General features: G+C 42.7%; 15 protein-coding genes. 12 read left to right on the top strand and 3 right to left on the bottom strand.

Annotated elements, in window-relative coordinates:
- Positions 1-26: 26 nt before the first annotated feature.
- Both NSS87_RS17310 and NSS87_RS17305 read left to right on the top strand, forming a co-directional pair.
- Positions 27-1,067 carry a ThiF family adenylyltransferase gene (locus NSS87_RS17310; protein ID WP_339241597.1) on the top strand — a complete coding sequence of 347 codons (1,041 nt, stop codon included), beginning with the start codon at positions 27-29 and terminating at the stop codon, positions 1,065-1,067.
- Positions 1,012-1,905, top strand: coding sequence for a response regulator transcription factor (locus NSS87_RS17305; RefSeq protein ID WP_339241594.1), 894 nt, complete (start codon positions 1,012-1,014; stop codon positions 1,903-1,905). The genes NSS87_RS17310 and NSS87_RS17305 overlap by 56 nt, the downstream gene beginning before the upstream one ends.
- Before the next feature lie 42 nt (positions 1,906-1,947).
- Here the strand turns inward: NSS87_RS17305 and NSS87_RS17300 are convergent, their stop codons facing one another.
- Complete coding sequence (locus tag NSS87_RS17300) at positions 1,948-2,448, bottom strand: C40 family peptidase (RefSeq protein WP_339241593.1); 501 nt, start codon at positions 2,446-2,448, stop codon at positions 1,948-1,950.
- 326 nt (positions 2,449-2,774) lie between these two features.
- Complete coding sequence (locus NSS87_RS17295) at positions 2,775-3,416, bottom strand: thiamine diphosphokinase (RefSeq protein ID WP_339241592.1); 642 nt, start codon at positions 3,414-3,416, stop codon at positions 2,775-2,777.
- Between the two features lie 162 nt (positions 3,417-3,578).
- Between NSS87_RS17295 and NSS87_RS17290 the strand changes: the two genes are divergently transcribed.
- Entirely contained in the window at positions 3,579-4,043 is a 465-nt protein-coding gene (locus NSS87_RS17290) for a low molecular weight protein-tyrosine-phosphatase (RefSeq protein ID WP_042194033.1), read from the top strand.
- A 140-nt stretch (positions 4,044-4,183) separates the two neighbouring features.
- Here NSS87_RS17290 and NSS87_RS17285 read toward each other — a convergent pair whose 3' ends face one another.
- Entirely contained in the window at positions 4,184-4,915 is a 732-nt protein-coding gene (locus NSS87_RS17285; protein WP_042188815.1) for an alpha/beta hydrolase-fold protein, read from the bottom strand.
- A 265-nt stretch (positions 4,916-5,180) separates the two neighbouring features.
- Between NSS87_RS17285 and pdhA the strand changes: the two genes are divergently transcribed.
- The 9 genes from pdhA (at position 5,181) to NSS87_RS17240 (ending at position 17,058) form a co-directional block, all read left to right on the top strand.
- Complete coding sequence (gene pdhA / locus NSS87_RS17280) at positions 5,181-6,248, top strand: pyruvate dehydrogenase (acetyl-transferring) E1 component subunit alpha (RefSeq protein WP_042188812.1); 1,068 nt, start codon at positions 5,181-5,183, stop codon at positions 6,246-6,248.
- Between the two features lie 15 nt (positions 6,249-6,263).
- Positions 6,264-7,241, top strand: coding sequence for an alpha-ketoacid dehydrogenase subunit beta (locus tag NSS87_RS17275; protein WP_042188810.1), 978 nt, complete (start codon positions 6,264-6,266; stop codon positions 7,239-7,241).
- A 110-nt stretch (positions 7,242-7,351) separates the two neighbouring features.
- Complete coding sequence (locus NSS87_RS17270) at positions 7,352-9,004, top strand: 2-oxo acid dehydrogenase subunit E2 (RefSeq protein ID WP_339241588.1); 1,653 nt, start codon at positions 7,352-7,354, stop codon at positions 9,002-9,004.
- Positions 9,005-9,006: 2 nt separating this feature from the next.
- The gene (gene lpdA, locus NSS87_RS17265; RefSeq protein ID WP_042188806.1) at positions 9,007-10,419 is read left to right on the top strand and encodes a dihydrolipoyl dehydrogenase; all 1,413 of its coding nucleotides are present in this window, start codon (positions 9,007-9,009) and stop codon (positions 10,417-10,419) included.
- Positions 10,420-10,596: 177 nt separating this feature from the next.
- Positions 10,597-11,571, top strand: coding sequence for a S66 peptidase family protein (locus NSS87_RS17260; RefSeq protein WP_042188804.1), 975 nt, complete (start codon positions 10,597-10,599; stop codon positions 11,569-11,571).
- A gap of 107 nt (positions 11,572-11,678) precedes the next feature.
- Positions 11,679-12,659 carry a thymidylate synthase gene (locus NSS87_RS17255; protein ID WP_339241585.1) on the top strand — a complete coding sequence of 327 codons (981 nt, stop codon included), beginning with the start codon at positions 11,679-11,681 and terminating at the stop codon, positions 12,657-12,659.
- Positions 12,660-12,712: 53 nt separating this feature from the next.
- Positions 12,713-13,204: a dihydrofolate reductase gene (locus NSS87_RS17250; RefSeq protein WP_339241583.1), complete on the top strand. Its 492-nt coding sequence runs from the start codon at positions 12,713-12,715 to the stop codon at positions 13,202-13,204.
- Positions 13,205-13,434: 230 nt separating this feature from the next.
- Positions 13,435-14,922: a glutamate synthase subunit beta gene (locus NSS87_RS17245; protein ID WP_042188798.1), complete on the top strand. Its 1,488-nt coding sequence runs from the start codon at positions 13,435-13,437 to the stop codon at positions 14,920-14,922.
- Positions 14,923-15,345: 423 nt separating this feature from the next.
- Entirely contained in the window at positions 15,346-17,058 is a 1,713-nt protein-coding gene (locus NSS87_RS17240; protein WP_339241580.1) for a proline--tRNA ligase, read from the top strand.
- Positions 17,059-17,067 lie beyond the last annotated feature (9 nt).

Raw genomic sequence — 17,067 nt, 5'->3', positions numbered from 1 at the left:
TTTTTGGATACGGGGAGGGAAACCGAATGATTCATACAGATGGTCGTGAAGATCGTTATTCTCGTCAGGTGCGATTTGCGCCATTTGGAGCAGAGGGACAAGAAAGGCTCGCGCAGTCTAGTGTTTTAGTAGTGGGAGCAGGTGCGCTTGGTACAGGGATTGCAGAGACGCTGGTACGCTGCGGGGTAGGCAAAATTATTTTAGCTGACCGTGATTATGTAGAGTGGAGTAACCTTCAGAGGCAACAGCTCTATACTGAGGTAGATGCTATTGAACGTATGCCTAAGGCTGCTGCTGCGCAGCGCAGACTTCAACAGATTAATTCTGAGGTCGTTATTGAAGCCTATGTTATAGATGTTCGTGCCGAAGAGTTGGAAGGTCTTGTTTCAGGGGTTGATCTGATCATGGATGGTACAGACAATTTTGATACTCGGCTCATTATTAATGATATGGCGCAAAAGCACGGTATTCCTTGGATCTATGGTGCATGTGTAGGGAGTTATGGAATAACCTATACGATTTTGCCAGGAGAAACTCCATGTCTCCATTGTCTTCTAGGTACAGTACCGCTAGGAGGTGATACTTGTGATACCGCAGGTATACTTCCGCAAGCAGTACAACTAGTTACGGCAAATGCAACGGCAGAGGCGCTGAAACTACTAGGTAAGCGTAAAGAACAATTAAGAAACAAACTGTTAACGTTTGATGTGTGGCGGAATGAATACCATGAAATTGGAGTGAAAGCTGCCAAAAAGAAAAACTGCCCTTCTTGTGGGAGTCATCCGATCTATCCCTATCTAATGGCAGCGAATACCGAACGAGGCGATGTTCTTTGTGGAAGGGATACAGTACAAATTCGCCCTGCGAGACCACAGAAGCTTAACTTGCAGGAAACTGCGGACCGTTTGTCTCGTTTAGGAAGCGGAAGCGTGGACAGCAACTCTTATCTGGTTTCTTTTATAGAAGGGCCTTATCGGTTAGTAATTTTTGCTGATGGTAGAGCGTTGATTCATGGAACAAAAGATATTGCTGCTGCTCGGAGCTTTTATCATCGATATTTTGGATAAAGAAGCTGTAAATAGGTGTTCAGGCCATTTCTTAGGAATGGTCTTTTTGTTTTCCGGGAATTCTATACGTACCGCAGTGATGCTGGTGCAAGTCATATGGATATGGGGGAACTTTGTGATTGAGCAAATAATATGGTATATGGCTGATAGCAGTAGTAGAGAAGAAGATCGAACCGTTATAGAAAGTGTGCTACAAGATATTGGACTTGAAGCAACAAAAAGCGAAGATCCCGAGGATCTCCGCTTATCCATATCAAAAATAGAACCGGTACTGCTGCTTGCTGAGTTATGCGAGGTGGGGACTTGGGAAGGCTGGGACATAATTTCCGCTGTAAGAGCTGAGGGGATGATTCTACCGGTAATGGTGATTTCCGGTGAACAATCTGAATCTGGAACTGGGGCAGTTTCGGCGTTCTCAGCCGGGGGTAATGAATATATGACAAAGCCTTTACATACCGGTGAATTCAAACACAGAATTCTAAATTTGTTAACCCTTACTGGACGGCGTCGAAATTTAAATCAAATACTGCGAGTCGATGGTTTAATGCTCGATCCCAGCCGCAGGTTTGTAAGTCGCGACGGGATCGAGTTAAAAATGACACCCAAAGAATTTGATCTATTGTATTATCTCGCTGCGAACCAAGGAATGATATGCTCTCGCATCGAGATACTTAAGGAAGTATGGGGTTACCAATTTCACGCAGATACCAATGTTGTAGATGTTTACATCAGACATATCCGTTTGAAAATGGATAAAGGTCACCGGAACAAGTTGATTCACACCGTTCGCGGAACAGGATATGTAATGAGGGCGCCCGAAGGCGGCACCACATCCTGAGACTATTTCTCTATTATAGTTAGAACTCTACAGAGTCGTTGTTTACAGTACGCGGCGAGCCTTTAAATATGTTTTTTTCCAATTACCGGAGTTAAGATCGGAAATCGTAACACCTGGTTTACCGTAAGTGTGCAGAATTTTGCCATTGCCAGCATAAACAGCAACGTGAGTTACATTTTTACCGTTTGCTCTGCTACCGCTCGAGAAAAATACTAGATCACCTACACGAAGGTCAGCTTTCGATACTGCTTTCCCTACTTTAGATTGATCTACGGATGTACGAGGCAATGTTACATTATATTGTTTAAAGATGTATTTTGTAAAAGAAGAGCAGTCAAAAACTTTAGTAGTAGAAGTGGATGCACCGAATTTGTAAGGCACTCCCATATATTTTTTCCCGAGATTCACTACGCTTTGACCTTTAGATACGGAAGCTGCTTCAACTTTCGTTGCGCCTACGCCTGTTGCCATCATTGTACCCAAGCCCATTGTAGTAACCATTCCTATAACAATCGCTTTTTTAATCCATTGTTGTTTATTCATGTTGTATTACCTCCAAGGTGTTAGTCTTTGTTGTTGTGTTTGTCTGTCTTGCTTGCCTGATTCGTAGTATAGCAGGTTATCTATGACATAAAAATTGGAAGAGGTGCAATAAAGTGAGGCTGGGTATGGGTTGTAAGCGTTTTATTAAAAATTCATTAAAAGTTACAAAAAATTAATAATTTGATGTAATATTATCTTAAAAAAGCCGGAAAACCCTTGGTACAAAAGAGTTTTCACGGCTTTTTCGAATTTGAGATAAAAGTTACAATGATGTTTCTAAACTATAAAATAGTAGCATTTTTAAGTTGAAAATGATCCGTATGTATCTAGTCTTTACTCTGAATGATCAGCAACAATCCACTTCGAATGGTAACCGTCCCTGAGGATGAAACCAGTTTGTTACTCACACCAAGTGATTGTCCAAGCTTTAGTGTAGCGTCCGTCAATGGATATTGAAATCCGTCTAAGGTAATACCCGATACTTCTGGGGTTAAAGGCAGTAAAGAAACGTAGGTATAGCCTAAATCGTTGATAACAGCCTGGGATCCTGTAAGGGTTATATAGTTATGAGTGTCCATGACGTGGCAGTTGATTTGACGTTGTAGGGCTCTTGTCATCATTTGAATGCTAGCCAGGGAGTGGTCAATACGAGTACCCGTAACACCTAATAGTAGAATAGAATCGGGTTGCTGATCCATTGCAATATCTAGCGCCATCTCGCTATCTGTCAAATCTTTATTCACGGCATCACAGGTGATAGTCTTCTTACTTTTGTTTTCAATATCTTGAAGTGCTTCAGGCGAAACGGAATCAAAATCACCTACTGCTATATCTGGTGTATATCCGTGAGAAATGAGAAATAGCGCTCCCTGATCCGCACCGATAATAAAATCATCTTCATCTAATAGGTTGAAATATTCTGGAGACAGTTCTCCACCTGCAAAAATTACGACTCGTTTGGATGACATAACATCCATTCCTCCTCTTAAACCTCTTGTTGAGTATCCTGTCCAGTATAATGCAGATCGAAAGGTTGCACAATTGACCTCGACAACGCTAAAATGAGAGTGTGCGATCTTTTGAGTATAAATTCACATATATTTAGGTTTAACAACTGGGAGGTGAACGAAATCGTAAGCGTACTGTTTGTATGTCTGGGTAATATTTGTCGATCACCAATGGCGGAGGCTGTTCTGCGGCATAAGATTAATGAACGAGAACTATCTGATAAGATTCTTGTAGATTCAGCGGGAACTGGAGATTGGCATATAGGAAAAGAGCCGCATGAAGGAACAAGACGTATCCTTGATCAGAACGACATTAGCTATGAGAACATGTTAGCACGGCTAGTCGACAGTGAAGATTTTCAAAAATTTGACTATATCGTCTGCATGGACAAGTCTAATGGAGAGAATGTTCGAAAGATTCCTGGCGGGAAAGACGCCGAGCTAATGTTCTTCATGGACTTATTGCCTGAGGAGGAGCTGCGCGAAGTGCCGGATCCGTATTTTACAGGTAATTTTGAACAGGTATATGATTTGATCAACGCGGGCTGTGACATATTGCTGGAAAGAATGATAAGAGAAAAGCTGTAACCCATTCGGATTACAGCTCTCTCTCTCTGTATGATTCATATGGTAAATCGAGGGAAATTGCTGGATTTAACTGTAAGCGCAATCAAGTAATCTACATACTGTTCTTTAGATGTTCACTATTTACTACTATCAATAGGTCATTATGCGTTTAAGAAATAGAGTAGAGATTCTGGTAGCTCTTTCTGCCAGAAGCCCCAGAGATGAAGTCCGTCTTTCTCTCGGTAGGATACGGTTGCTCCGCGTGATTCAAGCAATGTTTTTGTTTCTCGATTCATCTGAACAAAATCATAAATGCCAGTATCCGTTTTGTATTCTGTTTCCTGCAGACCAACGACCATATTAATGTTGAGCCAGGAGAGATCCTCTTCTTTAGCCAGCATGTCGCGGGATTCAGGATAGAATGCACCGGAAAGGCTGATGATACGTGTGAAGATCGCAGGATAAGCAAGTGCAAGGTGGAGCGAAACACTGCCCCCAAGGGAGTCGCCTGCTAAGATTCGTTCGTCCGGAGTACGGCGCACAGGATATTTTTGTTCAATGAAGGGAATAATCTCTTCGGAAAAGCAAGATAAGTACTGCTTGAATCTGCTTCCAAAAGGAGCGTATTCTTGAGTCCGAACAGCGACGTCTACTTCGACACCAACAATGATGAAGGGCTCCACGTCTTCTTCTATAATAAGACGTCCAGCGAGTGTAGCGATGCGGCCAAAGTTAAAGAACTCTTCGCCGTCTTGGCAGTACACCACTGGGTAGCTCAAGACTTCGTTGTAGCCGGGAGGGAGATAGATGCGTAATTTACGTTCCTCCTGCAGATGTTTACTCCAAAGCGTTTCTTTTACAATTGTGCGTTTCAGAAAAACAGAATCGCTCATAGTTGCCACGTCACCTTTCTTGTCGAATTTTGCAATACACAACGGTTTGCTCTAAAATGAATAGCTGAGTAACTGTGTGATTAATCATTTACTTGTTCCAAAAGCTTTAAACTGTTATATAAAAATAAATCACCTGTTATACATACAAAATTTAAAGGAATATAAATTTTATAAGTATTTCTTTGACGAAAGTAACCAAACAGGTGTATAATAATATTATAACAGAGGCAGCTGATATTCAAATTTTTTTATTGAGGTGAAGATAATGAGTAAAGTTCCTTATGAAGTGTATACAGAGGACGTCGAGGCTCTAACGGTACTTTCCCCGGATGGAGAAATTATCAACAAGGATAAAATGCCTGATTTAACCGACGATCAACTGAAAGAAATTATGTATCGTATGGTATTTACCCGTACTTGGGATGATCGTGCAGTAAATCTTGGTCGTCAAGGCCGTCTTGGTTTCTACGCACCGGTATCCGGTCAAGAAGCTACTATGATTGGTAGCGAGTACGCTTTGGAGAAAGAAGACTTCTTATGCCCAGGCTACCGTGATATTCCGCAGCTAGTATGGCACGGACTTCCATTGTACCAAGCATTCTTATATTCCCGTGGACACCAACATGGTGGAGCTATTCCTGATGGCGTTAATGTATTGATGCCACAAATTATCATCGGCGCGCAAATCCTGCACGCTACAGGAATTGCAATGGGCTTTAAATTGAAGAAACAAAAGAGTGTTGCAATTACTTACACTGGTGATGGCGGTTCTTCTGAAGGCGACTTCTATGAAGGCTTGAACTTTGCTGGTCGCTTTAAACTGCCTGTTATCTTCTTTGTTCAAAACAACGGTTACGCGATTACGACTCCATTCGCAAAACAAACAGCTTCCAAATCGATCGCTCACAAAGCGGTTGCAGCTGGTATCCCGGGAATTAAAGTTGACGGCATGGACATCTTTGCAGTAATCAGTGCTGTTCGTGACGCTGCTGAGCGTGCACGTAATGGCGAAGGTGCTACATTGATCGAAGCTGTAACTTACCGTTTCCGTCCACACTCCCTTTCTGACGATGCAAGTAAATATCGTTCGAAAGAAGAAGAAGGACAATGGAGCGAAAAGGATCCAATCAACCGTCTTGCCAAGTATTTGGAGAAGAAAGGTCTTTGGACTGAAGAAGATACGCTGCGCGTGAAAGACGAAGCGAAAGCTACTGTTAACGAGCAGATTAAAAAAGCTGAACAAACCGAAAAAATGACTATACCTGGCTTGATCGACAGCATGTTCGAAGTAACACCTAAACATCTGGAAGAGCAAAAAGCCGATTTTGAATAAGGGGGATATCAGGCAATGGCACAAATGAATATGAAAGAAGCGATCCGCGACGCGATGCGCGTTGAACTGAATCGTGACCCTAACGTTCTTATCTTCGGAGAGGATGTTGGTAATGTAGGTGGCGTTTTCCGTGTAACGGAAGGGCTGCAAAAGGAATTTGGCGAAGATCGTATTTTTGATACTCCACTAGCTGAGTCCGCTATCGGTGGTCTGGCATTTGGTCTTGGTGTACAAGGCTTCCGCCCAATTGCAGAAATTCAATTCGTTGGTTTTATCTTTGAAGCACTTGATCAGATCGTTGTTCAAGCGGCACGTCTGCGCTGGCGTTCTGGCGGTAAATATAATGCTCCAATCGTATTCCGTACTCCTTTTGGTGGCGGAGTTAAGGCTGCTGAGCTTCATACAGATTCACTCGAAGGTTTGATTGCACAAAGCCCGGGTATTAAAGTAGTAATTCCTTCAAACCCATATGATGCTAAGGGACTTCTTATCGCGTCTATCCGCGACAATGACCCTGTATTCTTCATGGAGCATTTGAACCTTTACCATGCATTCCGTGCTGAAGTGCCAGAAGGTGAATACACTGTTGAACTTGGCAAAGCTAACGTAGTACGTGAAGGTGCTGATGTATCTATCATTACTTACGGGCTGATGGTACATACAGCTACCAAAGCAGCCGAGCAACTCGAAAAAGAAGGCATTAACGTTGAAATTATTGACCTTCGTACTGTAAGTCCAATCGACATCGACACTATTGTAGCGTCTGTGAAGAAGACTAACCGTGCTATCGTAGTACAAGAAGCTCAAAAGAGCTCCGGTGTTGCTGCTGAGGTTATTGCACAAATTAACGAAAAAGCATTGCTGCACTTGGAAGCACCTGTTCTTCGGATCGCAGGTCCGGACACAGTATATCCATTCGCACAAATTGAAGATACATGGCTTCCAAACCCTGCGCGTATTATTGCAGGCGTGAAGAAAGTTTTGGATTTCTAAAATATTTTTTCTATGAGAAACGGTTGTCATCCTTTATGGATGACAACGTCGTTTCTTCTTCTGAATTCTAACCATAAGGTCAGTCCCAATTTCACAAGGAGGTTTTCAAAGTGGCAAAGTTTGAATACCGATTCCCTGAACTAGGTGAAGGTTTGCATGAAGGTGAAATCATCAAAATGCATATCAAAGCCGGTGACAAGGTAACGGATGATGATATCGTAATGGAAGTTCAAAATGATAAGGCGGTAGTTGAGGTGCCTTGTCCAGTGAACGGTACCGTGTTGGAAGTTTTGACTAAAGATGGCCAAGTTTGCCGTGTTGGCGAAGTTGTAGCTATTATCGAAGCTGAGGGCGACGTGCCTGAGCAAGAAGGTCATGCTGCTGAAGAAGCTGCACCTGCACCTGCACCTGCTGCACCAGCTCCTACGAATGCTAAATCAGCGAACTTTGAATATCGGTTCCCAGAACTGGGTGAAGGTCTGCATGAAGGTGAAATCATCAAAATGCATATCAAAGCCGGTGACAAAGTAACCGATGATGATATCATCATGGAAGTTCAAAATGACAAGGCAGTAGTTGAAGTTCCTTGTCCAGTGAACGGTACTGTGTTGGAAGTTTTGACTAAAGATGGTCAAGTATGCCGTGTTGGCGATGTTGTAGCTATCATTGCTGCAGAAGGTGACGTTCCTGAACAAGCAGGTCATGCTTCCGCAGAAGCAGATGCAGCAAAAGGAAGTGCAAATACCACTTCTTCCCCTGCAGCAACTAGCCCATCTGATGCTAAACAAGGTGGATCTGTTAGTGCAGCACCTGCGCCTGACCGTGATGTGTTGGCTACACCAAGCGTTCGTAAATTTGCTCGTGAGCAAAAAGTGGATATCTCTAAAGTGAACGGAACTGGAAAAGGCGGCAAAATCACTCGTGAAGACGTTGAAGCATTCTTGAAAGGTGGTTCAGCACCTGCGGCAGCGGCAACACCTGCAGCGGCAGCTTCTGAAGCTCCTAAGGCTGCTAAAACTGAAGCTAAAGCAACATCTGCAGCAGCGAGCGGTAATGTTAGTCTTGAAGAAGAACGTGTACCTTACAAGGGCATTCGTAAAGCGATCGCCAATGCAATGGTTAAATCGGCTTACACTGCACCTCACGTTACAATTATGGACGAAGTAGATGTTACTGAACTGGTAGCATTCCGTACACGTATGAAACCAATCGCTGAGAAAAAAGGCGTTAAGGTTACTTACCTTCCGTTCATTGTTAAAGCATTGGTTGCAGCTTCCCGTCAATTCCCAGCGCTTAACGCTATGATTGATGAAGAAGCAGGCGAGATTGTTTACAAGAAATACTACAACATCGGTATCGCTACTGATACACCAAACGGCTTGATCGTTCCAGTTATCAAAGATGCTGACCGTAAGAGCATCTGGATGATCGCTAGCAGCATCACTGACCTTGCAGTTCGTGGTCGTGACGGTAAATTGTCTGCTAACGAAATGAAGGGCAGCACGATCTCCATCAGTAACATTGGTTCTGCTGGCGGTATGTTCTTTACTCCAATCATTAACTTCCCTGAAGTGGCTATCCTCGGAACTGGCCGTATCAGTGAAAAAGCAGTAGTTAAGAATGGTGAAATCGTAGTTGCTCCTGTAATGGCGTTGTCACTCAGCTTTGACCACCGTATTATCGATGGTGCGACTGCTCAAAACTTTATGAACTACATTAAATCGCTGCTCAATAATCCTGAGCTGCTGGTTATGGAGGTATAATTATGGTAGTAGGTGACGCTTCTCTAGATATTGACACATTGGTCATTGGTGCAGGTCCTGGTGGGTATGTGGCGGCAATTCGTGCCGCCCAGCTCGGCCAAAAAGTCCTCATCGTGGATAAATCGGAACTCGGCGGTGTATGTTTGAACCGTGGATGTATTCCTTCTAAAGCACTGATTGCTGCTGCACATCAGTTCGAATCTGCTAAGCATGGTGAAGTTTTCGGTGTTACTGCTGAGAACGTTAAAGTGGATTTTGCCAAAACTCAAGAGTTCAAAAACGGCGTAGTTAAGAAAATGACTAGCGGTGTGACTAGCTTGATGAAAGGCAACAAAATTGAAGTATTTAACGGCGAATGCATGTTTATCAGCGACACAGAAGCACGTGTGTTCAATGATCATGAATCCCCACGTTACCGCTTCAAACACTGTATCATTGCAACAGGTTCCCGTCCGATTGAACTGAAACCTTTCCCATTCGGTGGACGCATTCTGTCTTCGACTGAAGCTCTTGAGCTTCCAGAAATTCCGAAGAGCATGATCGTAATCGGTGGTGGTTACATCGGCGCTGAGCTTGGCCAAATGTACTCCAAATTCGGTACTAAAGTAACAATCATCGAAGGTTTGGATACTGTACTTCCAGGCTTTGATAAAGATATGACTCGTCTTGTTGCGAAAAACATGGCTAAAACTGGCATCGAAATCGTAACTAACGCTAAAGCTGAAAGTGCTGTACAGAACGACAAGGAAGTTACCGTGAAATATTCTGTTGGTGGCGAATCCAAAGAAGTTACTGCGGATTACTTGCTTGTAACTGTAGGCCGTCGTCCTAACACTGATGGTGAACTTGGTCTAGACCTGATCGGTCTTGAGCTCGACGAGCGTGGATTGATCAAAGTCGATCACCAAGGTCGCACAAGCATTCCTAACATCTTCGCTATCGGCGACGTTGTTCCAGGTCTGGCGTTGGCTCACAAAGCTTCTTACGAAGGTAAGATTGCCGCAGAAGCGATTGCAGGACTTACATCTGTTGTTGACTACAAAGTCATCCCAGCAGTTGTGTTTACAGATCCTGAATGCTCAAGCGTTGGTTTGACTGAGAAAGAAGCGAAAGACAAAGGCTACAAAGTGAAAGCTGGTAAGTTCCCATTTGCAGGGAATGGCCGCGCCGTATCTTTGAACAGCCCAGAAGGTTTCATCAAAATTGTTGCTAACTCCGAAAACAATCTTGTGCTTGGTGCACAAATCGTTGGTATCGAAGCTTCTAACTTGATCGCTGAACTTGGTTTGGCAATTGAAATGGGCGCAACACTTGAAGATATCGCTTTGACTATTCATGCGCATCCAACCCTTGGCGAAATCGTCATGGAAGCTGCTGAACTGGTTGAAGGTCACCCTATTCACGTAATGAAATAATTTCTCTACCCAATTGCTCTAGCAGGCACTGAAAGGCGGAACGCATTTGCGTTTCGCCTTTTTGAGTTTTCCACTTTTTTGAAAAAAGATATAATGGGAGGAGATGAAACAATTTGAGCGAATACACTATAAAATCATTCATCCGTATTTTAAAAACTTATATAGGGAGGACAAATGATGAAACCCAATAAGTTAAAGCCTGGTGATGAGTTGCGAATCATTTCACCTGCCAGAAGTCTGTCGTTAATCGCTGCTGAACAAAGGAAAATTGCCAAAGAACAGCTGCAAAAATTAGGCTTTCGGATATCATTTTCCGTAAATTCTTTTGAGAAGGATGATTTTGTTTCCTCATCGATCGATTCTAGAATAGAGGATTTGCACGAAGCTTTTTTAGATCCGAATGTTAAAGGGATTCTTACGACCATTGGAGGCTTTAATAGCAATCAACTGCTACGTTATATCGACTATTCCATCATTGCAGAGCATCCTAAACGATTATGCGGGTATTCGGATATTACTGCTTTAAGTAATGCAATCTATGCTAAAACAGGATTAGTTACATATTCCGGACCACATTTTTCTAGCTTCGCAATGCTTCACGACAATGAATATACCACCGAATATTTCCGTAAGCTGATGATGGACAACAAAGAAATAGTGGTGAGGCCTTCGAAGCATTGGAGTGATGATGAGTGGTATCTGGACCAGGAGAACCGTGTATTTATCAGAAATGAAGGTCCGTTCATTATCAATGATGGAGAAGCGAAAGGGACAATTATCGGTGGGAACCTGTGTACATTAAATCTTTTGCAGGGAACGGAGTATATGCCAAGTTTAAAAAATTCGATATTATTTCTTGAGGATGATTATGAGTCATCGCCTGCAACCTTTGATCGGGATTTACAATCGCTGATTCATCAACCAGATTTTCAGCATGTTAAAGGATTGGTTATTGGCAGATTCCAACAAGGATCACGTATGACTAAAGAACTGTTGATCAAAATCATAACTTCAAAAGAAGAGCTATCAGACATTCCTGTCATTGCAGACGTGGACTTTGGACATACCTCCCCAATGATTACTTTCCCTGTAGGTGGACAAGCCTCACTTCGTGCCTATGGGGTTAGAGTAGAGTTAAGGATATCGGAGTAGTGAATTCCTCAGATTATTAAATAAATTTTAAAAATATCTTACCTTCTACAAAATTCGGATTTTTCAGATATAATATATGAGGTGAAATATTACGGAGGTGCATTAAATTGAATAATGAGTTAGAACAAACCTATTTGAATTTTTTACAATATATTTTAGATAATGGTGTAAAAAAAGAAGATCGTACCGGAACGGGTACTATTAGTGTATTTGGTTATCAAATGCGATTTGATTTATCAAAAGGCTTCCCATTATTTACAACAAAACGGACGCCGTTCCGTTTAATCGCAAGTGAATTATTATGGTTTATTAAAGGCGACACAAACATCCGTTATTTATTGAAAAATAATAATCATATTTGGGATGAATGGGCTTTCAAAAGATGGGTTGAATCAGACGAATATACAGGTCCAGATATGACTGATTTCGGGAATCGTTGTTTAATTGATGAAGACTTCAATCAAGTTTATCAAGCAGAGATGAAAGCATTTTGTGATCGTGTCTTAGAAGATGATGCGTTCGCAGCGAAGCATGGTGACCTAGGGAATGTTTATGGTAAGCAATGGCGAAATTGGACATCTTCTACGGGAGAATCCATTGACCAATTACAAGATGTAATTCATCAGATCAAATCAAATCCTGATTCTCGTCGTTTAATTGTAAGCGCATGGAACCCGGAAGATGTTATAAATGCTGGGGCAAAAGGGAGTAAAGCAGCGTTACCACCTTGCCACGTTATGTTCCAGTTCTATGTTGCAAATGGTAAATTAAGCTGTCACTTGCTGCAGCGCAGCGCTGACTCTTTTCTTGGAGCTAACTTCAATATCCCGTCATACTCCTTACTTACACATTTAATAGCACATGAGTGTGGTCTAGAAGTAGGCGAGTTTGTATATAGCATTAGTGATGCACATATCTATTCAAACCATGTTGATCAAGTAAAAGAGCAATTATCAAGAGATTTAAGACCATTGCCTACATTGGTTATTAATTCAAATAAGAAATCACTTTTTGATATCGAGCTGGAAGACCTTATCATTGAAGGGTACAATCCGCATCCTTCGATAAAAGCTCCGATCGCAGTATAAATTAATGGTTATCAAGATTTTTTGATCTATATAGGTAGGAAGGAGCGTGTATCATGAGTATTAGCTTAATATGGGCAATGGGCACCAATCATGTTATTGGAAAAGATAATAATATGCCTTGGCATTTACCGCTTGATTTCGCTTATTTCAAAGCGGAAACACTGGGGAAGAGAATGCTTATGGGCCGCAAAACGTGGGATTCGCTCGGAGGGAAGCCTCTAAAGGGCAGAACAAGCTTAATTATGACTAGAGATACTGATTATGCTCCTGAAGGTGCAGAGGTTGTACACACGCTTGAGGAAGCTCTCAGCGAGGGTAGAAAAGACGATGAGCTGATGGTGATCGGCGGTGCGGAAATTTATAAGCTGATGTTGCCGTATGCTGACAAGTTGATGTTAACGCAAATTGAACAGGATTTTGAAGGGAATACCCGGTTTCCTGATATTGACTGGAGTGTTTGGAAAGAAGTTTCCAATAAGAAGGGAATTCGTGATGAAAAGAATCCGTATGATTACCGTTTTCTTGTTTATGAACGTACGGAATAGCAATAAAACGTTTTCTCTGACATAACATGTGAAATAGTACAAAAAATCAGTAGATTAATCCATTACTGTGCAAAAGTAATGAGTGCTACTATAATTAAAATTAGAAATGATAATCTACAGGTATAGAATGTGCAGGTACTTCATTGCGCTGCTCACGACCTTACGAAGCCGCAATATGCTACAATGTACTATACTTCAACACGAAGAGAACGGATGGGGGAAACGTAAACATGTCTACACCTACAGGTTTTATGGAGTATAAACGGCAGCTCCCAGGTGATCGGGATCCTGAGCAGCGGGTAAAAGACTGGGAGGAGTTCCACCATCATTTATCCGAGGACGAGCTTCAGACACAAGGAGCGCGCTGCATGGATTGCGGAACGCCGTATTGTCATACAGGAATTGATATGGCTGGAGGAACCTCGGGTTGTCCAGTTCATAATCTAATTCCAGAGTGGAATAATTTGGTGTACCGCGGACTCTGGAAAGAAGCCCTGGAACGTCTGCATAAGACGAATAATTTCCCTGAGTTTACTGGAAGCATTTGTCCTGCTCCTTGCGAAGGCTCTTGCACAGTGGGTCTAATTGGACAGCCGGTGACCATTAAGACCATTGAGTTAGCTATTATTGATAAGGGCTTTGAAGAAGGCTGGGTTGTACCTAATCCTCCAGAGAAACGTACAGGCAAAAAGATTGCAATCGTAGGCTCTGGACCTGCTGGACTCGCAGCAGCAGCTCAACTTAATAAGGCTGGACATACAGTAACTGTATTTGAACGCAGTGACCGCATCGGCGGGCTGCTGACATATGGCATTCCCACTATGAAACTCGATAAGAGAGTTGTTCAACGTCGTGTAGATTTATTAGCTGCAGAAGGTATTAATTTTGTAGTGAATACAGAGATTGGCAAGGATATTCCTGCTCAACAGCTAGTGGATGAGTATGATGCGGTTGTTCTGTGTGGTGGAGCTACAAAGGCACGTCGTTTTAACGTTGAAGGCAGTGAGCTTAAGGGTGTTATGTACGCCATGGACTATTTAAATGGTACGATTAAGAGCTATTTGAATTCCAATCTTGAAGATGGCAACTATGTATCTGCTGAAGGTAAAGACGTGATCGTCTTGGGTGGCGGTGATACTGGATCTGACTGTGTTGCTACAGCACTTCGTCATGGCTGCAGCAGTATCACTCAATTTGGTACACATGAAAAAGCACCTCTTCAGCGTGATCCGATTGCTAACCCTTGGCCACAATTCCCGAATGTATATAGCCTAGACTACGCGCAAGAAGAAGCTAAAGCCATATTTGGGGATGACCCACGTGAGTTCTCCATTATGACTACTAAATTCGTAGGTGATGATGAAGGTAACTTGAAAGAACTGCATACTGTACAGATCCGCCGGATCGTGGATGAGACAGGTCGTAAGATCTATCAACCTGTTCCAGGCACCGAAGCTGTATATCCTGCTCAATTAGCTTTGATAGCCATCGGTTTTGATGGGCCAGAACAAGATATTATTCAAGAGCTTGATCTTGAGACAGATCGTCGTTCCAATGTGAAAGCACGTTATGGTAAATTCAATACCAACGTGGATAAAGTGTTTGCTGCTGGCGATATGAGACGTGGTCAAAGCTTGGTTGTATGGGCCATCAACGAAGGACGCGAAGCTGCGCGTGAAGTGGATAAATACCTGATGGGTTCAACCGTTCTTGTTTAAAACGTTAAGATAATAATTGTCTAATAAGCCGTTTCAAAAGCAGTTTACCTGCTGGAGAAACGGTTTTTTAAATAAAGCGATGCTTGACGTAGATATCAGTATCATATAAATTAAATACATTATTCACATGATAAAAGCATTGACCAAGGATCTACGATTCAAGTAGCGTTAGAACAGAGAGGGAACCCACCGGGTGAAAGGTTCCTCAAACACGTGTGAGTGGTATCCTGCCTTGGTAGCTGTAGCGATAGTATCTACTAACCCGCTACCGGAATCGACCGTTATCCGATTTGAGGATTGCCAAATCAGAATAGATTGTATGTTGAGCTGGCAGTTAAATAAGGGTGGTATCACGACACATTCGTCCCTGACGAATGTGTCTTTTTGCATTTAGAGAGATAATTTCTGAGGAGGGTATTTAAGATGCGACAAAGCAAATTATTATTAACAACACTGCGTGAGGTGCCTTCGGAAGCGGAGACGAACAGTCATCAGCTACTGCTGCGTGCGGGGTATATCCGTCAATTAGCTGCTGGAGTGTATACCTATTTACCACTTGGACGGCGGGTTCTGCGAAAGATAGAAGCGATTGTGAGAGAAGAGATGGATATTTCCGGTACGCAGGAGATTTTAATGCCATCCATGCAGCCTGCGGAACTTTGGAAGGAATCAGAACGTTATGATGTTTATGGTAAGGAGTTGATGACTTTTAAGGATCGTCATGAGCGGGAATTCATTCTCGGTCCAACGCATGAAGAAGTAGTAACCTCTCTTGTGCGGAATGAGATCAACTCTTATCGTAAGCTTCCTGTTACCGTGTATCAAATTCAGACTAAGTTTCGAGATGAACGGCGACCACGTTCCGGATTGCTAAGAGGAAGAGAGTTCTTGATGAAGGATGCGTACTCTTTTGACATAAGCTCAGAAGGACTTGATAAATCATACCACCAAATGTTCGATGCTTATCACCGGATATTTAAGCGATGTGGATTGAAGTTCAGAGCTGTTCATGCAGATTCTGGTGCAATTGGCGGAGAAGCGGGCAGCCATGAATTTATGGCACTGGCTGATATCGGGGAAGATACGATTGCGGTATGTTCCTCTTGCGATTACGCAGCCAATCTGGAGCAGGCAGAAGCTGTGCGTCCTGTTAAGAAGGAAATGAATTTCGAAGTACCAGCGATAGAGAAATTCCATACTCCAAATTTACGTACAATTGATCAATTAGAGCAGGAGTTGGAGATCCAGCCAGAGCAGATTATGAAAACATTGATCTACGAAGGTAGCGGACAATTCTTTGCTGTAGTGGTTCGAGGAGATCATGAAGTTAATGAGATAAAAGTGAGTAAATATATCGGAGCAATGGAGATCAGGCTTGCTGACTATGAAGCTGTGAAATCCTTAACGGGTGTAGAGAGTGGGTTTGTGGGGCCTGTGGGACTTCAATTAACTGTACTAGTTGATGCCGCAGTTGCTGAGATGACGGATGGTACGACGGGAGCAGGAGAAAAAGATTATCACTTCCGTAATGTTGTACCTGGTAGAGATTTTGGGCTTGAGCATGTGGGGGATTTTCGCAATGTAGCGGAAGGAGAAGCTTGTCCACATTGCGAGGAAGGCGTTCTTCATTTTCATCAAGGCATTGAAATCGGACATGTCTTTAAATTAGGTACCAAATACAGTGAGAAGCTTGGAGCTTCCTTTTTAGATCGTTCAGGCAAAAGTCAGCCTATGATCATGGGTTGTTACGGAATTGGAATCTCGCGTCTATTGTCCGCAATTGTAGAACAGAATCATGATGACCAAGGAATAATGTGGCCAGTTGCATTAGCACCTTATCAGGTTCATATTTTGATGATGTCCATAAAGGACTCGGAGCAACTGGCAGTTGCAGAGGAGCTTTATAATCAACTTACTAAGCTCGGTATTGAGACGCTGCTAGATGATAGGGATGAACGTGCTGGCGTTAAATTTAAGGACTCAAGCTTGATTGGTATACCCGTAACGCTAGTAGTCGGTAAGGAAGCTGCACAAGGTAGGGTGGAGTATCTAGAAAGAGCCACTGCGGGTAAAGAAGTCTTAGAAAAGTTAGAAGTAGTTTCTCGTATCCAAGAATTCTTTTCGCAGCTGAATTAAACTTCTATA

This window comes from Paenibacillus sp. FSL F4-0243, assembly GCF_037963295.1.
Lineage (GTDB): Bacteria > Bacillota > Bacilli > Paenibacillales > Paenibacillaceae > Paenibacillus_AQ.
This window is presented reverse-complemented; position numbering and strand designations above follow the sequence as displayed.